General features: G+C 38.9%; 16 protein-coding genes. 11 read left to right on the forward strand and 5 right to left on the reverse strand.

The window, feature by feature from the left end; translation table 11 throughout:
* Nucleotides 1-57: 57 nt before the first annotated feature.
* From AW17_RS02495 to AW17_RS24010, 4 genes are all read left to right on the forward strand, one after another.
* Nucleotides 58-3,330 (forward strand): SusC/RagA family TonB-linked outer membrane protein, encoded by a 3,273-nt coding sequence (locus AW17_RS02495; RefSeq protein WP_209444185.1) that lies wholly within the window; start codon nucleotides 58-60, stop codon nucleotides 3,328-3,330.
* 35 nt (nucleotides 3,331-3,365) lie between these two features.
* Complete coding sequence (locus AW17_RS02500; RefSeq protein WP_029274520.1) at nucleotides 3,366-5,240, forward strand: RagB/SusD family nutrient uptake outer membrane protein; 1,875 nt, start codon at nucleotides 3,366-3,368, stop codon at nucleotides 5,238-5,240.
* 178 nt (nucleotides 5,241-5,418) lie between these two features.
* Nucleotides 5,419-6,741: an MFS transporter gene (locus AW17_RS02505; protein WP_029274521.1), complete on the forward strand. Its 1,323-nt coding sequence runs from the start codon at nucleotides 5,419-5,421 to the stop codon at nucleotides 6,739-6,741.
* Nucleotides 6,742-7,024: 283 nt separating this feature from the next.
* Nucleotides 7,025-7,162, forward strand: coding sequence for a hypothetical protein (locus AW17_RS24010; RefSeq protein WP_157280184.1), 138 nt, complete (start codon nucleotides 7,025-7,027; stop codon nucleotides 7,160-7,162).
* 203 nt (nucleotides 7,163-7,365) lie between these two features.
* Here AW17_RS24010 and AW17_RS02510 read toward each other — a convergent pair whose 3' ends face one another.
* The 5 genes from AW17_RS02510 to AW17_RS02530 form a co-directional block, all read right to left on the reverse strand.
* Nucleotides 7,366-7,581: a PLDc N-terminal domain-containing protein gene (locus AW17_RS02510; protein ID WP_029274522.1), complete on the reverse strand. Its 216-nt coding sequence runs from the start codon at nucleotides 7,579-7,581 to the stop codon at nucleotides 7,366-7,368.
* 17 nt (nucleotides 7,582-7,598) lie between these two features.
* A complete protein-coding gene (locus AW17_RS02515) occupies nucleotides 7,599-9,350 on the reverse strand; it encodes an ABC transporter ATP-binding protein (RefSeq protein ID WP_029274523.1) in 1,752 nt (583 codons plus the stop codon).
* 101 nt (nucleotides 9,351-9,451) lie between these two features.
* Nucleotides 9,452-12,652 carry a TonB-dependent receptor gene (locus AW17_RS02520; RefSeq protein ID WP_209444187.1) on the reverse strand — a complete coding sequence of 1,067 codons (3,201 nt, stop codon included), beginning with the start codon at nucleotides 12,650-12,652 and terminating at the stop codon, nucleotides 9,452-9,454.
* A gap of 465 nt (nucleotides 12,653-13,117) precedes the next feature.
* Nucleotides 13,118-14,428, reverse strand: a complete 1,311-nt coding sequence (locus AW17_RS02525) for an amidohydrolase family protein (protein WP_029274525.1) — start codon at nucleotides 14,426-14,428, stop codon at nucleotides 13,118-13,120.
* Between the two features lies 1 nt (nucleotide 14,429).
* On the reverse strand, nucleotides 14,430-17,450 hold the full coding sequence (locus tag AW17_RS02530) for an amidohydrolase family protein (protein ID WP_029274526.1): 3,021 nt from the start codon (nucleotides 17,448-17,450) through the stop codon (nucleotides 14,430-14,432).
* 112 nt (nucleotides 17,451-17,562) lie between these two features.
* Here AW17_RS02530 and AW17_RS02535 point away from each other — a divergent pair, with 112 nt between their 5' ends.
* From AW17_RS02535 to hflX, 7 genes are all read left to right on the forward strand, one after another.
* Nucleotides 17,563-18,009: a hypothetical protein gene (locus AW17_RS02535; protein WP_029274527.1), complete on the forward strand. Its 447-nt coding sequence runs from the start codon at nucleotides 17,563-17,565 to the stop codon at nucleotides 18,007-18,009.
* Nucleotides 18,010-18,221: 212 nt separating this feature from the next.
* Nucleotides 18,222-18,824, forward strand: a complete 603-nt coding sequence (locus AW17_RS02540; protein ID WP_029274528.1) for a hypothetical protein — start codon at nucleotides 18,222-18,224, stop codon at nucleotides 18,822-18,824.
* 13 nt (nucleotides 18,825-18,837) lie between these two features.
* Nucleotides 18,838-19,041, forward strand: a complete 204-nt coding sequence (locus AW17_RS24015; RefSeq protein ID WP_157280185.1) for a hypothetical protein — start codon at nucleotides 18,838-18,840, stop codon at nucleotides 19,039-19,041.
* A 326-nt stretch (nucleotides 19,042-19,367) separates the two neighbouring features.
* Nucleotides 19,368-20,765 (forward strand): anthranilate synthase component I family protein, encoded by a 1,398-nt coding sequence (locus AW17_RS02545; protein WP_029274529.1) that lies wholly within the window; start codon nucleotides 19,368-19,370, stop codon nucleotides 20,763-20,765.
* Between the two features lie 52 nt (nucleotides 20,766-20,817).
* Nucleotides 20,818-21,408, forward strand: a complete 591-nt coding sequence (locus tag AW17_RS02550; RefSeq protein WP_029274530.1) for an anthranilate synthase component II — start codon at nucleotides 20,818-20,820, stop codon at nucleotides 21,406-21,408.
* 103 nt (nucleotides 21,409-21,511) lie between these two features.
* Nucleotides 21,512-22,333, forward strand: coding sequence for an indole-3-glycerol phosphate synthase TrpC (gene trpC / locus AW17_RS02555; RefSeq protein ID WP_051691590.1), 822 nt, complete (start codon nucleotides 21,512-21,514; stop codon nucleotides 22,331-22,333).
* Nucleotides 22,334-22,441: 108 nt separating this feature from the next.
* A complete protein-coding gene (hflX, locus tag AW17_RS02560; RefSeq protein ID WP_029274532.1) occupies nucleotides 22,442-23,632 on the forward strand; it encodes a GTPase HflX in 1,191 nt (396 codons plus the stop codon).
* Nucleotides 23,633-23,647 lie beyond the last annotated feature (15 nt).

Below are 23,647 nucleotides of genomic sequence, written 5' to 3' on the forward strand. Positions count from 1 at the left end.
ACTTATGAGTATTAAATTATAATACAATTATTATCTAACCAAAATAAATTGAAAACTATGAAAAAAAATCTATGGAAGACTTTTGCCAGAAGTAGCATGTTTCTTGTTTGCGGTGGTTGTCTCGTTTTTTTCCCGTTTACCAGCATGTCTGCTAAAGCATCATTGCACGAAAAAGAACCCTTTGATTTTTACAGACCTCCGCTTGAGGATATTATTGTGAAAGGACAGGTTACCGATGCTAAAGGTCCGATTCCTGGAGTAAGTGTTAAATTAAAAGGAGGTGCTGCAACTACCGTAACAGATGCTTCCGGAAAATTTAGCATAAAAGTACCCGAAGATGCTACTTTAGTATTTACCTATGTAGGTTATGTAGATCAAGAGATTCAGGTAAAAAACCAAACCAATATTAATGTCCGTTTATTAGAAAACAACCAAAACTTATCCGAAGTAGTAGTAGTAGGATATGGAACCCAAAAGAAGGCAGTTGTATCTGGTGCTGTAGCATCGGTTAAAGGTACAGAACTGGCTAAATCATCTTCAGTAAACTTAACCAATTCATTGGCTGGTCGTTTACCTGGCGTTACGGCACTGCAAGGAAGCGGGGAGCCTGGATACGATGGCTCGACGATCCGTATTCGCGGTATAAATTCGCTTGGTAATAATAATGCCTTAATTGTAATCGATGGAATACCTAACCGGGCAGGTGGGATCGAAAGGTTAAATCCGAACGATATAGAAAGTGTATCGGTGCTAAAGGATGCATCTGCAGCTATTTATGGCTCGCAGGCTGCAAATGGAGTAATCCTCATCACTACTAAATTAGGAAAATCGGGGAAACCACAATTTTCTTACGATTTTAGTTACGGCCTACAGCAGCCTACACGTATACCTAAAATGGCCAATTCTACTCAATATGCTGAGATTTTAAATGAACTGAATATTTTCGGCTCTGATCTTAATCCAAATGAATGGTCGGCAGCGTGGAATAGTTTCAAAACAACAGGTACCTATTTATCTACCGGCGGTAAAACGATTAATGCTGCTTACAAACCAGATGAAATCCGGAAATTCGGCGACGGCTCAGATCCTTTAAGGTATCCCAATACTGATTGGTTTAAAACTGTTTTTCAAAATTGGTCGCCTCAACAAAGACATAATGTTCAGATTAATGGTGGCAGTGAAAATGTTAAATATTTGCTTTCGCTAGGCTATCTAAATCAGGATGGCTATTATAAAAATTCTGCCACAGGTTATCAGCAGTATGATATGCGTTTTAACCTGGAAGCAAAATTAAGTAAGTACATTACCACAACATTGGGGGTAAGTGCGAGAGAGGAAGATCGTAATTTTCCAACGGTTTCAGCAGGTGATATCTTTAGATTTTTAATGCGTGGAAGGCCTAACGAGATAGCCATATGGCCTAACGGTTTGCCTGGTAGGGATATTGAATATGGTTATAATCCGGTGGTTTCTACTACAGACTTAACGGGAACTAATAAAGATGTTAGAGATTACTTTCAAACTACAGGTAAAGTAGAAATTAAAATTCCTGGTGTTGATGGATTAAAGGTAACCGGTACAGCTGCAATAGATAAATATTCTGGCAGGCAAAAAAACTGGCAATTGCCCTGGACACTTTACGATTGGGACAAGAAAACGTTTGCAGCCGATGGTGTAACGCCTGTGCTTGCAGGTACGGTGCGGTCTCAATATACCGATCCAAGGCTTAGAGAAACCGCAGGCGGACAATTGGCCATAAACTTAACTGGAATGGTTAACTATGATAAAAAGATTAGCGATCACACTATTGGTTTAATGGCCGGTGTAACACGCGAAACAGTTAATAACGACGGTTTTACTGCATTTAGAAGATACTTTATATCATCATCTGTTCAAGAGTTACTGGCTGGTGATGAAAGGGAGCAATCATTAGGCAATAATCCTGGTGATCCGAATAATTTATTTAAAAGAGCACGGTTAAGCTATTTTGGCAGGGTGGGCTATAATTATAAGGAAAAATACCTTGCCGAATTTTTGTGGCGGGTAGATGGATCTTATATCTTTCCAAAAGATAGGCGTTTCGGTTTCTTCCCAGGGGTATCAGTAGGTTGGCGCTTATCTGAAGAGCCGTTTTTCAAAGACAACGTTAAATTCGTCAACAATTTGAAATTAAGGGCCTCATGGGGGCAAATGGGAGCTGAAGCCTATTTTGGCGATGCACTGCAGGAATATCAGTACCTCAGTTTGATGAACTTTGGCACTTATACCTTTAATGATCTGGTGACCAAAACTTTAACTGAAGGTAAGGTGCCCAATTTTGATTTTGGATGGGAAGTAGCAAATAATGCCAATATTGGTTTAGATGCCTCCTTTTTAAATAATAAATTGTCGTTAGAGTTCGATTACTTCTATAATAAACGTACAAATATTCTGATCAGCAGAGGTAGTTCAGTGCCTGAAAGCTCGGGCATTACCGATCGTTTACCACCTGTAAATCTCGGAAAGGTAAACAATAAAGGTTTCGAATTTAAATTAAGCTACAATGACCAGGTTGGTGATTTAAACTTTGGAGTAAGCGTAAATGGTGGTTATGCTAAAAACAAGATCGTTTTTTGGGATGAAACCCCTGGTGCTCCAGAATGGCAGCGTTCTACTGGCAGGGTAACTAATTCATGGTTAGTGTACGAGTATGATGGTGTTTTTAAAGATAAGGCAGAGAGTGATGCCAATAAGCAAAAATATAGTGCATTAACCAGTAATCTTCGCCCAGGCGACATGAAATTTAAAGATATTAACGGCGATGGTAAAATTAATGCAGATGATAAGATACGTTTAGATAAAAATGGAACCCCAACTTTTACCGGCGGTGTAAATTTTAATGTTCAATACAAAGGATTTGACTTATCAGTACTTATTCAAGGGGCAAGCGGCGGAATGCAGATTGTTGGTTTAACAGAATCGGGAGATATTGGTAACTTCTTGGAGTGGTCGTACCTGAACCGTTGGAGTATCGATAATCCAAGTTCGGTAAACCCGCGCTTATCAAACAGGGGTGCTACCTATTATACCGATAGCAATAATGCATTAAACAATACCTATTGGTTAAGGAGCAATAACTACATCAGACTTAAAAATGTAGAGCTAGGTTATACATTGCCAACCACCTGGGTTGAAAAAGTTGGGTTAAATAGTGTAAGGGTGTATACAAATGGCCTCAATTTGGCTACGCTTGATAAAATCAAGATATGGGACCCCGAATCTACCAATACAAGTGGACAATACTATCCACAAGCTAGGGTAATTAATATGGGTATTAAAGCCACTTTTTAACAATGTATAGCTGTTTATCAATTACAAAGAAGAATATGAAAACAATAATTCAAAATAGAAATTTATATCTATTGGTTCTTATTACCTTTTTTGCATTTGCGTGTAAAAAGGATTTTTTGGACGTAGAATCACCTGGACAGGTGCCTGCCGAATCGGTATGGAAAGACCCAGCAACTGCGCAGGCATTTGTGAACGATATCTATAACGGATTGGGTAATGGCGGCTTTTCTGAGCAGATGTTAGCATCAGTTTCTGACGAAGCCTTGTTTACGCATCCTACCCGTGGTATCGATCTGGTTAATAGTGCTACCATTAACCCATCTACATTGGGCTGGGTTGATGATACCTGGGCTTATAAACAGATGTATAACCGCATCCGGGCCTGCAATATTACCATCGAGAAAATTACCAGCGGAGATAATGCACTAACCAGCCAAACGTTAAAAGATCAGCTGTTGGGCGAGGCATATTTTTTACGTGCTTATTTTTATCAGCAGTTATTACGCTTTTATGGAGGAGTGCCTATTATTACAAAAACTTACGTACTCAACGATAATTATAATGTAAAACGTAATACTTATGAAGAATGTGTAAACTTCATTATAAAAGATTGCGATGAGGCGAATAAACTGTTAACTGGTAAAACGATGGGAAAGGGGCGTACCACCGCTACCGCTGCTTTGGCACTTAAATCAAGGGTATTGATTTATGCTGCAAGCGATTTGCATGACAGGGCAAAACTTACTGACAAGATTAAAAATATTGATGTTAAGAAATTAGACTTTTTAAGTTATGCCAGTGGCAGCCAGCCAGACCGTTACCGTTTGGCACAAACAGCAGCAGAAGCCGTGATGAAACTGGGTACAGGTTACAAATTAGATCTTACCACTCCTGTTTCTGTTGCCAATGGTCAGGTAAATTATAAAAGCATTGCCATGGGCGGAGCCAGTAAAGCGCCTGGTATAGATGCTACTGCGGCTTCAGAATTAATTTTTGCACGTTATTTTATTATTCAAAACAACATCAAACATGCACAGCAAAATGGCCCGAACGGTTACCATAACTGGGCTGGAAATACGCCAATTGGGTTATTGGTTGATGATTATGAAATGATGGATGGGACAAAGTTTAGTTGGAACGATCCAGTACAGAAAGCAAATCCTTATGTAAATAGAGATCCACGGTTTTACGCTACAGTTTTATATGATGGTGCAGGTTGGAAACCCCGCGATAAAGCATCTGGTAATGTCGATCCTGCCAGTCAAATCCAAACTGGTGTATACGATTTAATGGATAACACTACGAGAATTGACTTTAAAGGTTTAGATACACGTGCAAGTTCTATCGAAAACTGGAACGGCAGCTGGACAGGCTATTACTACCATAAATTTATCGATCCAGATCCAAGTATTGTAGATGCCTCGATGTCGCAAAATGTGCCTTGGCCTTTCTTTAGGTATACCGAAGCGGTATTTAATTATATCGAAGCGAGTATTGAGCTTGGCGAATTGAGTAATGCTACAAACTGGTTAAATAAAATCCGTTTCAGGGCAGGTATGCCAGCTGTTACAGCAACAGATCAGGCTGGCCTTAGAGAGGTTTACCGTCACGAACGCCGCATAGAAATGGCTTACGAAGAACAACGTTATCATGATACCCGCAGGTGGTTAATCGCCAGTGAAACATTAGGCAGAAAAACCACTTATATTAAGGTTACTGGTAAATTTAAACCAGGCAAAACGATGTCTGCCCCTTATCATTACGACAATACCATTTACGATTATACTTATAGTCCGGTAGAGGAAAATGCGCAAGAAAACAGAAGTTGGAACGATAAACTATATTTCAGGCCATTTAGCCGCGATGAAGTAAATAAAAACAACATGCTCGATCAAAATCCTGGTTACTAAGCTAACCGTTCTAGATACCCGATGGATAATATTATTCATCGGGTTTTTTATGCAATAATATCTGGAGCTGGCCGATCGGATATTTTTACTTTTCAATAGAAAAAACAGATAAGCTTAAGCCTTTGGCCATTCCCGTATTTAATTTTCAAAGCGTAGTTTTGCAAATAAACTTTTTTCTGTGACAGATTCAGACCTCAATTCGGTTATTACAAAACCAGATCCTTACGCCGCATTGCGCTTTAGGGAGTTCCGCTCTTATTTAGGCATGCGTTTTTTCTTCACACTTGCCTATCAAATGCAGGCAGTAGTGCTTGGGATTTATATTTATCATGTAACAAAAGATCCATTGGTCTTAGGGTTTGTAGGCCTGTGTGAGGCTATTCCTGCTATAGGGATTGCATTATACGGAGGTTATGTTGCAGATAAGAGCGAAAAAAGGGGCTTATTGCTCAAAGTATTTGGAGGCGTATTTCTTTGTACCCTCATTATGCTGCTGGTAACATTACCGCAGTTTAACCTTGGGCAGTTCGATATTATTTTTACCCTGTTTAATTTTAAGGTTAATCTAATTGCCTTAATTATGTATGTACTCGTATTTGGGATGGGGATATCAAGAGGGTTTTTCGGTCCGGCTACATTCTCTTTAATGGCTCAGATTTTGCCAAAAAACCTTTATCCAAATGCAAGTGCCTGGAGCAGTTCGAACTGGCAGATGGCTTCTATTTTAGGGCCGGCAATAGGAGGAATAACTTATGGTTTCTTCGGTATTACAATAACTTATATCGTAATTATTTCTTTTGTATTTATAGCCCTTATCTGTATTTTCTTTTTAAAAGTACACCCTCCGCAGTTTGTGCCCAAAGAAAATATTAAAGAGAGTTTGCTTAAAGGAATAAATTTTGTGTTTAAAACCAAAATGATGGTTTGGGCAATGAGTTTGGATCTGTTTTCGGTGTTTTTTGGTGGTGCGGTAGCCATATTGCCCGTGTTTGCAAATGATATATTAAAAGTTGGACCAGAGGGTTTAGGCTTTATGCGGGCCGCTGTTTCTGCAGGATCTGTTTTTACCATGCTTGCTATGACGCGTTTTTCGCCGATGAACAAACCATGGCGAAATTTATTGATCGCCGTAACCGGTTTTGGCTTAAGTATCATCTGCTGGAGTTTATCTAAAAATTTCTACTTAACGCTCTTCTTTCTCTTTTTGGAAGGCTCTTTTGATAGCGTTAGTGTAATCATCAGATTAACCATTATGCAATTGTTAACACCCGACGAAATGCGCGGACGTGTATCGGCAGTAAACAGCATGTTTATTGGGTCGTCAAACGAAATCGGAGCTTTCGAATCGGGCCTTACCGCAAAGTTAATGCGTACTATCCCATCGGTAGTTTTTGGTGGAACGATGACATTGGCAATCGCTGGAATTACATGGTTAAAAACGAAATCTTTAACGAAACTGAGTTTGCAGGATATTAACGAACAAACCAGCAAGGTTGCTTAGTTACTAAAAGAGTTATCAACTTAATAGCCTTTTGCTGGAAAGTTGACAACTCTGAAATTCAATGATAATTAAGTACTATTGTGCCTTCGCGTCTTGGTGATGAAATACAAAAAATGGTTCGTGGGGACACGAACCATGGCGTTAAAGAGAATATTTTATCGCAAATAATTTGGGCATGCCCCAAGCTGCGCAAGGGTCGGGCTATCCGTTACAATCTTTTTTGAAGAAAAATCAAAAAAGGATTTCCACTGCTATCCCTCATGCAAACCCATAGCGGTAAAAAATGTCAGTTATACGTTTGCCCTGGCCATCTAAACCCGATGGCACGGATGCCGATAGAGCGCATTTTTTTAATCAACAGTTATCGGCAGTAGGAACAAACGAAGAACTACTGGAATTGTTTTCCAAAAAAATGCATTAAACTAAAAGCAATTTAATTTTTTGATAAAATAGAAATGGTTCGTGAGGACACGAACCATGGCGATAGAGTTGTCAACTTTAATAGCCTTTTGCTAGAAAGTTGACAACTTTAGAATTCAATAATAAATTAACTATTTATTGTGCCTTTGTTTCTTGGTGGTGAAAAACAAAAATGGTCCGTGAGGACACGGACCATGGCGAAAATTAAAACGTCTTATTCTTACCCCAGATCAAATAGATAATGGAACCTATAAAAGGGGCGAGGAGGATAATGATAAACCAGAGTACCTTTACCGAGAAACCAATGCTGTTGTTTCTCGATATATGGTATAATGCGGTTAATATTAAGGCCAGCCAAAGTATGGCCACTATAATAATGATAATTGCGATCTGGTTGCTTTCTACTTGTGCTAGTAACATAATAAAGATATTGTTCCTTAAGCTTCAACAACTCTTTCTCCAATTTGTTGGCGCCACATGGCTTGATATAAACCATTTTGTGCAATTAGTTCTTCATGTCTTCCTTGCTCAATAATGTGGCCTTTCTCTAAAACATAAATTTTATCAGCATGTTTTATCGTTGATAAACGGTGGGCAATCAAAATGGTAATGTGATCGGTTAAATCTGAAACCGAGCGAATGGTTTTGGTAATCTCTTCTTCCGTAATCGAATCTAGCGAAGAAGTGGCCTCATCAAAAACCAAAATATCTGGCTGACGGAGCAGTGCTCTTGCAATAGATAAACGTTGTTTTTCTCCTCCCGAGACTTTAACGCCACCCTCGCCAATTAACGAGTCAAGTCCTTTATCGGCACGGGCCAAAAGTGTTTGACAGGCAGCCTGGTTTAATACTTTATAACACTCCTCATCAGTGGCGTTGGGGTTAACAAATAACAGGTTTTCTCTTATTGTACCAGAGAACAATTGCGTGTCTTGCGTTACGAAACCGATTTTCTCGCGTAAGGCATCAAGATCGATATCGTTACTCAGAATACCATTGTATAAAATCTCACCATCTTTTGCCGGATATAAACCCACCAATAGTTTCACCAGTGTGCTTTTTCCAGAACCCGATGGACCAACAAATGCAATGGTTTGCCCGTGATGGGTTTTAAACGAGATATTATCTAAAGCATTTCTATTGGCTGTTAGGTGTTTGAAACCCACATTGCTAAAGGTTAAATCCTTAATTTTTGCTATAGAAGTTGGATTCTCAGGTTTTTTATCAATCGGTGTACTTAAAATCTTTTTAAAGTTGCCTAACGAAACTTCAGCCTCACGCCAGGTTAAAATCACATTGCCCAGTTCTTGTAGCGGTCCGAAAAGGAAGAACGAGTAAAAAAGGAATGAGAAATACTGTCCGGCAGAAATCGTATTGTCGAAAATAAGGAGCAGTAAAACCAGTACCATTGTACTGCGGACCAGGTTAACGGTTGTGCCCTGAACAAAACTCATACTGCGCACATATTTCACTTTTTTAAGTTCTAAGCCCAAAATTTTGTAAGTGGTTTTATTCAGCCGGTCAATTTCCTGGTCGGCCAAACCTAAACTCTTAACCAGTTCGATGTTTCTTAACGATTCTGTAGTAGAGCCTGCCAAAGCAGTGGTTTCGCCAACGATAGAGCGTTGGATGGTTTTAATTTTGCGACTTAAAAACCAGCTTACGAAACTGATGATCGGAATAGCCGAAAAATAAACTAAGGTAACTTTGTAGCTTACCGAAACCGAATACACGATAACGAAAATCATTCCGATTAGACTTACAAAAAGGATACTGATAAAGGCGGTGATAAACTTCTCCGAATCTAAACGTACTTTTTGTAAAATACCCAGGGTTTCTCCGCTACGTTGATCTTCGAAAACCTGATAAGGCAGTTTTAGAGAATGTTGCAAACCATCAGCATACATTTTTGCGCCAACTTTTTGAACAATCACACTGGTGAAATAATCCTGAAAGTTTTTAGCGATACGCGAAACCATGGCTGCACCAATAGCCAGCCCGATTAAACCCAGCGAACCCCAAAGGTATTGGTTATAGGTTAGCGAATCTTTTTTATTGATAAAGCGGTCTAAAATGCGACCGGTGATGTATGGATCTAAAAGTGAAAAACCAATATTTATGCCTGCTAGCAATAACGCCAAAGCCACTATCCACTTGTGGTGTTTCAGGTAGTTAAGTAATAATCCCATTAAGTTTTGCTGTTTGTCATTGCAAACATAAAAAAAGGGAACGGATAAAAATCCATTCCCTTTTTTTATGACTTTAAGCTAAGAAAATAGCTAAACGTTTGTTAAAATCCGTAACGTAAACCAATTTGTATCTGCCAAGGGTTACCTGATGGCGTAACAATGCCGGTATTATTTACACGATAAGTATAAGCTTTGTTTGTAGCATCGAATGCACTAACAGCGTATAAAGCCTGGTTGCCCAAAGTTTCATTTACACCCCATTTTTTGTTAAGTAGGTTTGCAAAATTAAACACATCTCCAGAGAATTCAATACTGTGCTTTTTATTTAATTGTAGTTGATAACTTAATTTTAAATCAACAATACCAAAAAAGTCATTCACGCCACCATTTCGCTCTGCTATCTGACCAGAATATTTATTAATATAATCTTTTAAACTTTGGCTTGCATCTGGATTATCCAATAATGTCTGTAAACCTGTTCGGATATTTGCAGGAATATTTTGATTGTTTCTATCGAATACAAAAGCTAAATCATTTGTAGCCACAAAATCTCCATTAATATTGCCGCCAGCCAATAAGCTATATCGTGTTCCACCAATACCAGAGTAACGAACGCCTAATCTAAAGCCATAAAAACTTGGTGATGTTCCATAAATAACAACCTTATTGCGGAATTGATTATCTGAATAAGACATTTTGCTCAAATCTCTAGGATCATCTTTAACAGGTAGAGATAAAGTAGCAGAGTTTGCCACGTTGCCGTTATATGATGTATTATCTTTTGTGTCGTTATAAGTATAACTTGCAGAGATTTCTCCATCTTTGAAATAATTCCAGGTTGCATCTATAACTATAGCGAATTGATTTACTTTACCTTTACTATTTAATTCTAACACACGGCCAAACTGATTAGTTAAACGACCGCCTTTCCAATCGGCAACGCCATTACTTGCTGTTATACTTGACGTTGGTACAAATACACCACGGTTACCTTCATTAGGAAGGGTAAAGAATGGATTTGCCGCCATATTTTTGTCAACATACATGTAGTTGTTACGTCCTAATGTTGCGTAACCCGTAATTCCAACCTTAAATTTATCGGTAATTAATTTACTGTATGATAAGTTGGCTTTATAAACCACTGGTATTTTTGCATCTTCTGCGTAAGTATTGATAGTTGGTACCTGTAAAGCACTTAATGAAGGTGTAGCAACAGTACCATTTCTATAACCTATAAAATCTGGTGTTGGTACATCTTTGCCAAAAACATCAACTGTTGCTAAATGTTTACCATCAAAGGTTAAGTTATTAATGGTTACATAATTGTTAACATCCGAGCCGAAAATACCTGCTCCGAAACGAACAAAGTCTGTTCGGTTTTCATTAATATCCCAGTTAAATTGAATTCTCGGCTGAATTAAAAACTGTTTTAACTCATGGTCTGTTCTCACGCCAATAGCATCAAATAATTGCTGATTTAGTGGCGATTTTGGATAAGTGCTGTAATCAATGCGTAAACCACCTATAAAATCTAAGCCTTTTGCCAATTTAGTCTGCATTTGGCCGTAAATAGCGGCGTTCCAAATGCCGGCTTTAACAGTTGGGTCTGCAACCAAAGGTACTTCACGGTAAAATCTGTTTGGAGCAAGGTTATTAAAGTTTGTAATTGCTGGGACTTCGATCTTTTTTGTAGGGTCATTTGGAAAAGCAGGGTCTTGAATCTGAGAAGTTGAGTATTCGAAACGGCCATTCACTTCACTACCATAAAGAGATTTTGCATTGGTATACATCACGTCAACACCAAATGTATATTTAACTTTATCAGTATTATAATAAAAATTATCTACCAGTTGAAAAACATTATTGGTAAAACCTTCTTGTCCGAAACGGTGGCCACCAATTTGTATTGCAGTAGAGATACCCTTTGTACCATCAGCAAGGTCAGATTTTATATTTCCTACAATTGCTCTTGGAATGGCACCTGTTAATTCATCATTTTGGGTACTTGCCTGGAAAGTATATAAATGTTGTATTTTTAATTCGTTAGTGATTTTGCTGCTTATGGTTGAACGTAAAGTTGCCAATAAATTATTGTCGACATTTTTATCGTTACCATAACTTTCATAGAAATTTATCGCGGTGTTATCTGCTAAACCTAACGGATTTCTATCGTTTGTGTAATTATCACGAATGGTTAATAAATTTCTGTCATTAATTTGCCAATCTACACGGGCAAATGCAGCATCCGAGCCGCGCTTTTTATCAAAAGAACCATATTGAGGTGTATTTGCTACGCCATATTTAGTACGGGCAACATCCAAAAACTGTGCTAAAGTACTATTAGTGATTTTGAAACGTGCTTCATCAGCCGGGCCATTAACATCGGCAATAATTAACGGGCGAGCATCTTTCTGATGATCTAAACCAACGAAATAATGTAATTTATCTTTAATAATCGGGCCACCTAAAGTAAAACCGTATTGATAAGTAGAGAAATCGTTATCACGTTTTACGCCTCTAATATCGTAACGGCTGGCTAACCAATCTGCACGGCCATAACCAAAGGCGCTTCCGCTTACTGTATTTGTGCCTGACTTTGTTACTGCAGTTACGGTACCTCCACCTGCTCTGCCTAAAGTAACATCGTATTGATTGGTTACTACCTTAAACTCGCGAACGGCCTCAATAGAAATTGAATATGGCGCACCACTACGACTCGTCGTACTGCCAGCTGATGTTGGGTTTTTAGCATTCATTCCATCAATGGTATAATTTGTAGAAGAACCTAACTGCCCCGAAATATTTCCACCGCGGCTTAAAGGAGATAAATCCATTAAGTTAGAAAAATTACGCCCGTTTACAGGTAATTGGTTCATTGTTTTGGCCGAAATTTCTGTAGAAGCGCCAAAGTTTTGAACTTTGTTCCTCAAACCCGAAGCCACAACCTGTACCGCGTCTAAATCCTGCGAAGCTTCCTGCATGGCAACGTTTACCCTAACCACATCGCCAAGGTTTAACATATAACCATTTCTGATCTGCTCGCCAAAACCTACATAAATGGCTTTTACCGAATAAGGGCCACCCAATGGGAGCTCTTTAAAAGTATACTCGCCCTGGGCGTTGGTAGATGTTTTAGTGGTGAAACCTGTTGAATTGTTTCTGATCTGCACCGAAACTCCAGGAATAGGTTTCTTTTGTTGATCGGTGATAACACCCGAAATTGATGCCTGGGTTGTTTGTGCAAATGCCCGGTTCTGGACAAGGCAAAACAGGAGCAACACTGCAATAAGTAAATTTTTCATCATGATTAATTTTCTAATTTTTATGATGACAAAGATGTTAATGTGCTGTTAACTGAATCCTGATTTAATATTAATAATAGGTTTAGTGTGTTGGCATTTTGAGTGCTGATGTTAAGATAAAATGTTTTAGATAAATTGATAATAGGCGGTAGTGTTAAGGAAATGTTACCATCTTTTTTTAAGCATCTAATTGCAAATTACATTTTGCCACCGCAAGAGCAATAGTCACCAAACACGTACACCAGCATTTTCGATCAACCATTTAAGACATATAAGAGCATTTAAGTTTATATGTCCTTACATTCCTTAAATGGTAAAAACAGATAACTAACCTAAATTTTTTTACTGATCTACAAATAAAGTAATCTATTAAAACAAAAAACGGCCGATAAATCAATATCGGCCGCTCTCATTTTAGGTTTTAACAATCAGTTAACCGATTTAAACAATTAACCTTCTAAAAAACTATTTCTTCTCAGCAATATATTTATCGCTGAATTTCTTATCCAACTGTTTGTGTAGATTATCAAGATTAATATCCCTGCCCTGAATAAAAGCCTGCTCCACTTTGTTGGTGCGCATATCCAAAGCGTCGCCAGCTGAAATAAAGAAAGTAGCATCTTTGCCAGTCTCAATACTACCTGTGGTTTTATCAACGCCCATCGCTTTTGCAGCGTTTAAGGTAATGGTTGATAAAGCTTTTTCTTTATCCAAGCCCCAGGCCGTAACCGTACCCGCCATAAAAGGCAGATTGCGCTGTTGCCAGTAACCATCAATACTCAATACCACATTTAGGCCTGCGTTGGCTAATACTGCAGCATTTTTGTAAGGCATATTTACATCGTCATCATTGTTGTTGGGTAAAGCATGGGGCTGTTTCACCACTAAGGTAATGTTGTTTTCTTTCAGGAAATCGATGATCAGGTAAGCTTCATCTGCCCCTGTAATTACCGGGGTGATGCCAAATTTCTTGGCGAAATTAACGGCTGCAACAATATCTTTCTGACTTTCGGCCGCGATAAACAATTTTTCGTTACCGGCGAATACCTTTTTCATCGCCTCGAAACGGGTATTAATTACTTCTGGTTTGCCCATTTCAGAGTAAGCTTTTGCCTCAGCAAAGAAAGAGGTTAGCTGTGCAATGGCAGCCTGTGTTCTTTCAGCTAAGCTTTCTTGCGATTGTTGTGGCCTGCCGAAACCACCGAAGCCGCCTCTAAAACGTGGCGTAACTGGCCAGGTCATGTGCATGGCATCGTCTGTTTTAAGGGCTGCATCTTCCCAATTCCAGGCATCGAGCTGCACAACTGACGAACTGCCAGAAACTGTACCGCCTTGTGGGGTTGGCTGTGCCATTAACACACCATTGCTACGTAAGGTGGCCGGAACTTTCGAGTCGGTATTGTAAGCAACGATAGATCTGATATGCGAATTAAAATCGCCAATCTCCTGAAAATCCAATGTTGCTTTTACGGCTTCAATTTCGGTTAAACCCAGGTTGGTGGTTGCGGCAATAATGCCTGGGTAAATATGTTTACCTGTAGCCACAATGCGCATTACATCATCCTGTGGAACCTGTCCGTTGGCGGTAACCGAGATAATTTTTCCGTTGCCAAAAAGGATGGTTCCGTTTTCGATCACTGTTCCATTGCCAATATGCACGGTTGCACCTGTAATGGCGATGGTTTTGCTTTGTTTTTTAGCTGGCGATAGGTTTGCCTGCGCAAAACACATCAGGCTCGAAGCCGAAAAAGCCAGACTGAATAAATATGTTTTCATGTTAGTGTGCATGTTCTTTCTCGGTTAATTCTGCTGAATAGTTTTCTAAAGTTTCGCAATTGTACAGGCGTGGTGCATCGCCTAATGGGCGTTGTGTACGGCCACCTTTGCTTTTGCTCTCTAACATCTTTTGGATCAAGCGTGCTTTTTCTGTCTGTTGAGCTTTGATTACCTGAGTATCTTTCTCTATATCCCAGTAAGCAACACCATCTACAAAAGTTTTCTCTGCCCTGGCATAGATAGAAAGTGGATTGGCGGTCCAGATCACCACATCGGCATCTTTACCCGCTTTTAAACTGCCTACTTTATCGTCGATATGCAACATCTTTGCCGGGTTTAAGGTTACAAACTTAAACGCATCTTCTTCCGGAACGTTACCGTATAATACCGATTTACCAGCTTCCTGATTTAAGTGGCGGGCCATTTCGGCATCATCAGAGTTGAAAGCAGTTGTTACGCCAACATTGTGCATAATTTTTCCGTTGTAAGGGATGGCTTCGGCCACTTCGTTTTTATAGGCCCACCAATCGGAGAAGGTAGAACCTGCAATGCCGTGCGCTTTCATTTTATCGGCCACTTTGTAACCTTCTAAAATGTGTGTAAAGGTATTGATCTTGAATCCTAAGCTATCAGCCACATGAATTAACATATTAATCTCGCTCTGCACATAAGAGTGGCAGGTAATGAACCGTTTGTTGTTCAAAATCTCAACAATAGCATCTAATTCCAAATCTTTACGTACGCTGTTACCTTTTACAGATAAAGCTTTTTCATATTCTTTTGCACGGGTAAATTCATCCACAAAAGTTTGCTCAACACCCATGCGTGTAACCGGGAAACGGGCACCTGTGCCGAAATTACTTTGTTTCACATTTTCGCCCAAAGCAAATTTAATGAAGCCATCGGCACCTGCAAATTTCAGTTCCTCAGGCGATTTGCCCCAGCGCAGTTTAATCAATTGCGATTGGCCACCGATTGGATTGGCAGACCCGTGCAGGATTTGTGAAGTGGTTACACCACCGGCCAGCTGGCGGTAAATGTTTATATCTTCTGAGTTGAGGATGTCGGCAACGCGTACTTCAGCAGAAACTGATTGTGCACCTTCGTTAATACCGCCTGCACCTGCAATATGCGAGTGTTCATCAATAATACCAGCGGTTACATGTTTACCGGTAGCATCGATCACTTTCGCGCCGCTTGCCGAAAGGTTTTTGCCAACCGCTTTAATTTTTCCGTTTTCTAAAAGTACGTCGGCATTTTGGAGGATTCCATCTTTTTCATTCGTCCAAACGGTGCCGTTTTTAATTAAAACGGTTTCTTGTTTAGGCAGTTCAGTACTCCCAAAAGCTGAGAAAGGGTAAATTACCGGACCCATGGCCAAAGTGCTTTTTGGTTCTTCTTTTTTAGGTGTTTCTTTTGCGCCTTCTTTATAAGTTGCTGTAAATTTTCCCGTAGTGCCATCAGCCAGAGCCGATTCGCCTTTAATCGTAACCGGATTTGCCGAAGTGATATAACCGCTTAAACGAACATCACCTTTCGGGTTTTTCTTTAAGTTGAAATTAATACTTATCCAATCGCCATTTCTGGTAAAGGTTGCAGTAGTTTTCACACTATCTACACCAACTCTTTCTATTGCAGCTGTCGATCCGCCACCTGTTCCGGTAATTTTTAGGATCAAAGCACCGATACCATCAACGTTTAAGTTATATGTGCCGCGTACATCGCTCACATCCATTTTGTTAACAATGAAACGTTTGCCCTGTACCCAGTTTTCGAAAATAATATTTCCGTTTTTGAACAGGTTATCAGAGGAGATTAAAAAGTTGGCTACTTTTCCTTTTTCTAGGGAACCAACTTTATCGCCGATGCCCAAGAGTGAGGCAGGGATTTCGGTAACCGATTGTAGGGCCTGTTTTTCTGTTAAGCCGTTTTCTATTGCCGTGCGGATATTTGCCCAAAAATCGCGACTGTTTTCTAAGCCAAATGCAGTTAGTGCAAATTTAATCCCTGCTTTTTCCAAGCTGGCTGGATTGGTTGGTGCCAGTTCCCAGCCTTTCATTTGTGATAAAGTGACGTTTCTGGCCTCTGCAGGATCTTCAACATCATAAGCTTTAGGGAAAGTTACGGGAATAATTAAACTAGCTCCGGTAGCTTTAACTTCGTTAATGCGCTGGTATTCATCACCTGTAGATTTAATGATGTATTTCTTGCCAAATTCTTTTCCGATTTTATCAGCACGCAAGATGTTCTGCCAGCCATCTACCTCAAATAGCTGTGGCAGGGTTTGTTGTTTGCCAAATTCATCGAGCGAGATATTATACTCATCTTTTTGTTTGCCATACCATTGCGCATCGTAATAGGTTTGACGCAATAACGCAATAGAACCCATTAACGAAGTCGGGTAATCGTTTGATGATGTTCCCTTGTTAAACGAATAGTTTGCTGCGGTTTGATCTTTTAAGAATACGCTGTTATCTGCGCCTTCGTTTAAAGTTACTGCGGCAGAAACACCACGCGCTATACCATCGCGGTTAATTACATTTACACTACCAAAGCCCACCTTACGCAATTCATCTGCTTTTTTGCTGTCGGTAGAAAAAATGCTTTTCACATAAGTTTCTGGTCGGATGGATTCGTTCCAGCCATAAGCGCCTTTTTTGGTAGATACAAAAATAGATTGGCGCTGACCGCCGAAACCACGCTGTTGGGCAGGAGCTTCGCTAAGGCCGTAACTGGTAAAGGCATCAATTAAGGATGGATAAACAAATTTTCCTTTAAGGTCGATGACCACATAACCTTTAGGTACAGCTAACCCGGCACCAACGCCTTGGATAGTCTGTCCTTTGATTAAAAGTGTGGCATTTGTAAGGGTCTGGTTGGCATTAACTACTATTGTTGCATTGGTAAAAGCAAACATTCCAGGTCGGGTGTCAAAAGAACCGTTAACAGGAAAGGAGGTTTGCTGTGCAAACAGAAATGTAGTAGAAAATACCAGCCCAATGGCAAGTAAAATTTTCTTCATAATAAGTTTAGTGTTTAATTTGTTTAAAACTAATATAAATAAGCGTTCAATCTGTTGAATATCCTATTTTTTACAATTAATGTCTATTTTTGAATCATAGAAATTTATTGATATGAACGATATTTTAAAAAGTGCCCACTCTGGATGGCGCTATGTGGTTTTTCTTTTGCTAATTATTGCCGTTGTTAAGGCTTTATCTGGTTGGTTTGGTAATAAAACCTATACAGAAGGTGATAGAAAGCTAAATGTTTTCACTTTAATCAGTGCGCACATTCAATTGTTAATTGGTTTGGTGCTTTATTTTAGCGAAGGCTGGTATAAGTTAAGCAGTGCAGGTGCACCAGCGGTACGTTATTTTAAAATGGAGCACATCAGTATGATGATCATCGCGATTATTTTAATTACAGTTGGTAATGCTAAATCGAAAAAAGTTGCTGATGCCGTTGCAAAACACCGTACCATTTCAGTTTTCTTTGGATTAGCATTGATTCTGATCATCGTAACCATTTTATTGATGGTAAAAGAAGTTCCGGGTAGATCGTTTTTTGGAGTTTCGTAGTGAACCGCAAAGCGCACAAAGGTTTTTTGCAAAGCGATACAAATAAATTTGGAACTGGTGTATGATTACAACTATCATTCTTGTAGTTTAAAGCAAAAAAATGATTCGAAATAAATTGCGAAGAATGTAATAATATTTTTATATTGCCTGCTGAAATTTAAATAAAGGCTCTATGAAACAACTCAAACATTTTAATAGTATTGGTCTTAACAATGTTATTTAGCTGTAAAAAAGAAATTAGCACTCCGCATTCTGAAGAGAAGATGCAAGAAATTGCGCAAAAAATCAATTTAAAGAAAAATAACATTAATCTCTCCACAACCATAATTCAGTTTGAAACTGTTGACAAGTTGAAAAATTATCCAGAAAAAAGAGAAATTGCTATTCAAAATTCTAACTCAACTACAAAAGCCTCCATTAAAAAACAAAATCAATTAATAGTTAATCAAACTTCTCTTCAAGAATCGGAAGTCACGTATCAAATTGACATAGAATCAGCATATTGGGGCGAGAATAATTTTCCTCAATCAGCTACAGTATCGTTTAGAAGAATTGACACATCAAATATAGGTACTGATGTTGCATCAATGTTATATTACAATGGGCCTAATTTTGGGAGTTGGACTTATAGTCATACAATCGGGAATGTTGGTTTCATAAAAGATAGAATAAATTTTAATACTAAAGGAGTTTATTCAGAAAGTTATGGTATCGGAGGAGTATATACCTATACTAAGAGCTGGACTGTTACTATTTCAGGTACTGCATTTCCAAATAATGATGTGTCTGCTACAATCAGTTACAGTGGAATTTAAATCAAAAAAAGATATGAAAAAGTTATCAAAAATTATTTTAGTCCTTTTTATTATTGAACTTGTAATATTAGGATTTTCATTCATCGTAAAAGTACAACACATTGGCTTGTACTTTACCAAAGAGATTTTTATGTTGGGCATGATCGGTCTTTTATGCTTGATCGCTCTTTCAATATTCTATTTTTTTAAACAAGTCTACTTAAGTCTTAAGGGATAAATATTGTGGAAATAATTATTCAATAAACTTTCTACCTAAAAAGAATCTGTGATAATTGAATTGAAATTTATTTTCATAATTATTTCCATTTTTCAAAATTCTTTATATTTTTGTTGCTCATGATCAACAATATACATACATGGCTTTGGCAAAGTAATTCGAACGAATTGCGCTGGCTGCGTATGAACTAAATATAGTTTATCAACCTAAACCTTATTAAAGAACCATTAAAGCCCGGCGTAGAACCACACGCCGGGCTTTTTATTTGTTAAAAAAATACGAAATGCAAACCTTAAGCCCTATAGCTTACACCATTTACCTTTATCATGTATAAAATTAATACGACTTACAAAAAAATGCTTGCCGATACCACAACACCAGTGAGCATTTATTTACGCTTACGTGATGTGTATCCCAATAGCATTCTGTTAGAAAGTTCTGATTACCACAGCAGAGAAAACTCGATGAGTTTTGTTTGTGCCGATCCGGTAGCGGGAATTATTTTAAAGGGATCTCGATTGGAGACTTATTTCCCTGATGGCGCTGTAGAGATTACCGAAAGTAAAAACCTGATTGAAGAAATTGCTGATTTTAAGGATAAATTCAGAGAAACGGAATTACCCGAAATCAAATTTATTTCGAGCGGTCTGTTTGGCTATTTTACCTGGAATGCCGTACAACATTTTGAAGATATAAAATTTAGCTCTGAAACCCCTGAGGGCGAAGAAATCCCTGAAATGCAGTACCATTTGTACCGTTATATTATCGCCATCGATCACTTCAAAAATGAAATTACCCTTTTCAAAAATACTTTCGAAGGAGAAGAAGAGGGGGGACTGGAAAAAATGGAATACCTGATTCAAAATAAAAATTACCCTGAATATAAGTTTCAACTTCGTGGAGAGGAAAGTTCAAACCTAACCGATCAGGGATTTATGGATCTGGTAGAGAAACTACAAAAGCATATTTACCGCGGTGATGTTTTCCAGATTGTGCCTTCAAGAGCATTTAAACAAGCATTTTCTGGTGATGAATTTAATGTATACCGTTGCCTGCGTTCGATAAACCCATCTCCTTATCTGTTTTATTTTGATTATGGGAATTTTAAATTGTTCGGTTCTTCGCCAGAGGCACAGATTACCATCAAAAATAATTCGGCCAATATTTTCCCAATTGCAGGCACATTTAAACGCAGCGGAAACGATATTGAAGATGCTGAACAGGCCCGTAAATTAGAACAAGACCCGAAAGAAAGCGCAGAACATGTAATGCTGGTTGATTTGGCCAGAAACGATTTAAGCAGACACTGTAACCGCGTTGAGGTAAAATCTTTTAAAGAAGTACAGTATTATTCGCACCTGATCCACCTGGTAAGTAAAGTGAGCGGTCATTTGCAGGAAGACGTAAGTGCTTTTAAAGTAGTTGCCGATACCTATCCGGCAGGTACCTTAAGTGGTGCGCCAAAATACAAAGCCATGCAGCTGATTGATGAAAATGAAAAATTGGGCAGGAATTTTTATGCCGGTGCAATTGGTTTTATGGGCTTTAATGAAGATTTTAACCATGCCATCCTGATCAGGACGTTTATGAGCAAGAATAATGAACTGCATTACCGTGCAGGTGCAGGTATTGTAGCCGATTCTGTTCCCGAAACTGAAATGCAGGAGGTGAACAATAAAATTGCAGCTTTGCGTAAAGCGGTGCAAATGGCAGAGGGAATATAGTTGGGAGTGAAGAGTTTTTAGTTTGGAGTAAAATCCGTTAACAGGAAATAAAATGGAAAATATAGATAAAAAAACCGTCTTAGTAATTGATAACTATGATAGTTTTACCTACAATCTTGTGCATTTAATTAACGAAGTTGGTTATGAAGCAGAGGTTTGGAGAAATGATAAATTCGATCTGGCCGATGTAGATAAGTATGATAAAATATTACTTTCACCTGGGCCTGGCATTCCGGAAGAAGCTGGTTTGTTATTGGATGTAATTAAAACTTATGCGCCAACGAAGAGTATCTTTGGCGTATGTTTGGGCCAGCAAGCCATAGCCGAAGTTTTTGGTGGCACTTTATTGAACCTAGGCAGGCCAATGCACGGAATTGCTACACCGGTAACTGTTGTGGATGGCGATGAGCCTTTGTTCTGGGAATGCCCGCAAACCATAAATGTTGGCCGTTACCATAGCTGGGTGGTGAGTAAAGAGAACTTCCCTTCGTGTTTAAAAATTACAGCAAGAGATCATAAGAATGAAATTATGGCGTTAAGGCATGAAACTTTAGATGTACGCGGAGTACAGTTTCACCCAGAAAGTGTGCTAACGGAGTATGGGAAACAGATGATGGAAAACTGGTTAACCTCAACCCCCTAGCCCCCTGAAGTGGGAATTAAAGGCTAGTTGAAAATAGCAAAAGCCAAAGGCATTTAACACTCATTAAAATAACTATAAGATTTAACTTAATTATAAAGGTAGCATGAACGATAGCGCTGAAAAGCCCCCTTTAGGGGGTGGGGGGTCTATATTAGATAAAATCGTATTACGTAAAAAAGAAGAAGTTGCCGCTGCAAAAGCTTTGGTTTCTGTTCAGGATTTAGAAAATTCGATACATTTTAACCGAAGGCCTTATTCTTTTAAGGAGTTTCTATTGGCCGGAGACCGTACCGGTATTATTGCAGAGTTTAAGCGTCGTTCGCCATCAAAAGGGTTAATTAATGGCATTGCCGATGTGGCTGAGGTAACGCAGGCTTATAATGCTGCGGGTGCATCTGCGCTTTCGGTATTAACGGATGTAGATTTCTTTGGTGGTAAAACCGACGATATTCTGGCAGCAAGAGCGGCAAACAATATTCCGATCTTAAGAAAAGATTTTATGATCGATGAGTATCAGATCCTGGAAGCAAAAGCCTGGGGTGCTGATATTATTCTATTGATTGCCTCAATATTAACCCCTCAGCAGATCAATGATTTTGGAAAGTTTGCAAAAGACTTAGGTTTAAATGTGTTGTTAGAAGTGCACAACCTGGAAGAGTTGGAGCGGAGCATCTGCCCGAATCTGGATGCCATTGGTGTAAACAACAGAAACCTGGGCGATTTTACGGTAGATATCCAGACTTCGTTCGATTTGGTAAATAAAATCCCGAATGAATTTTTAAAGATTTCAGAAAGTGCGATCAGTAATCCACAAACTATCCGTGAATTAAAAACCGCAGGTTTTAACGGATTTTTAATTGGCGAGAATTTTATGAAAACCGATAATCCAGGTGTTGCGATAAAAGAATTTGTAGGGCAGATATAATCAACAGACTTCCGAAGTCTCAAAGGCCAAAGCACAGGCAAACTTCAGAAGTCTTTGCGACTTAAAAAGATTTACACGTTCGCAAATTCGTATATTTGCCTCAATTACATGGGAAAACAAAAAACATATGATACTGCCGTAGTGCAGGAAAGGGCAATTTTAGTTGGAGTGGTTACACCTGGTGAAAAAGAAACCCAAACAAAAGAATATTTAGATGAGCTGGCTTTTTTGGTCGATACAGCTGGGGGAAAGGTAGAGAAGGTTTTTACACAGAAGATGCTTAAACCAGAGCGTGCTACATTTGTGGGTACGGGAAAACTGGAAGAGATAAAAGCTTATGTAAAATCAGAAGAAATTGATGTGGTGGTTTTCGACGATGAATTATCGCCGTCGCAACTACGTAACATCGATCGTGAACTTGGAGTTAAGGTGTTAGATCGAAGCAATCTGATCCTCGATATTTTTGCCAACAGGGCCCAAACTGCACAAGCAAAAACACAGGTAGAACTGGCGCAATTACAATATGTTTTGCCACGCCTAACCGGTATGTGGACGCACTTAGAGCGCCAGAAAGGTGGTATCGGGATGCGTGGTCCGGGTGAAACGCAGATTGAAAGTGATAGACGTATTATTCTAAATAAAATCTCTTTGTTAAAAGAGCGTTTAAGAAATATAGATCGGCAAAACGAAACGCAGCGTAAAAACCGTGGTCAGTTAATTCGGGTTGCTTTGGTTGGTTATACAAACGTTGGTAAATCGACCATCATGAATATGCTGTCGAAATCGGAAGTGTTTGCAGAAAATAAACTGTTTGCAACTTTAGATACAACAGTTCGTAAGGTGGTAATCGAGAATTTGCCGTTTTTACTTTCAGATACTGTTGGGTTTATCCGCAAGCTGCCTCACCATTTGGTAGAATGTTTTAAATCTACTTTAGATGAAGTACGTGAAGCCGATTTGTTGATCCACGTGGTTGATGTTTCCCATCCTAACTTCGAAGATCAGATTAATACGGTTAACGAAACGTTGAAAGATATTGGTGCGATTGATAAAGACATGATTTTAGTTTTTAATAAGATTGATGCTTATGTTTCGCCTGAAGTTGACGATGAAGAGGATGATGGCAAGCTCACTTTAGAAGACTTTAAGAAAAGCTGGATGAGCCACGATAAAGTACCTGTATTGTTTATATCAGCCACAGAAAAAGAAAACTTAGAAGAGTTTAAAACATTATTGTACGATAAGGTTAAAGCTGCACACGTGGCCAGATACCCGTATGATAGTAATTTGTTATATTAGATTAAATTCCGTTTT

The sequence above is a fragment of the Pedobacter borealis DSM 19626 genome (genome assembly GCF_000708285.2).
GTDB classification, from domain to species: domain Bacteria; phylum Bacteroidota; class Bacteroidia; order Sphingobacteriales; family Sphingobacteriaceae; genus Pedobacter; species Pedobacter borealis.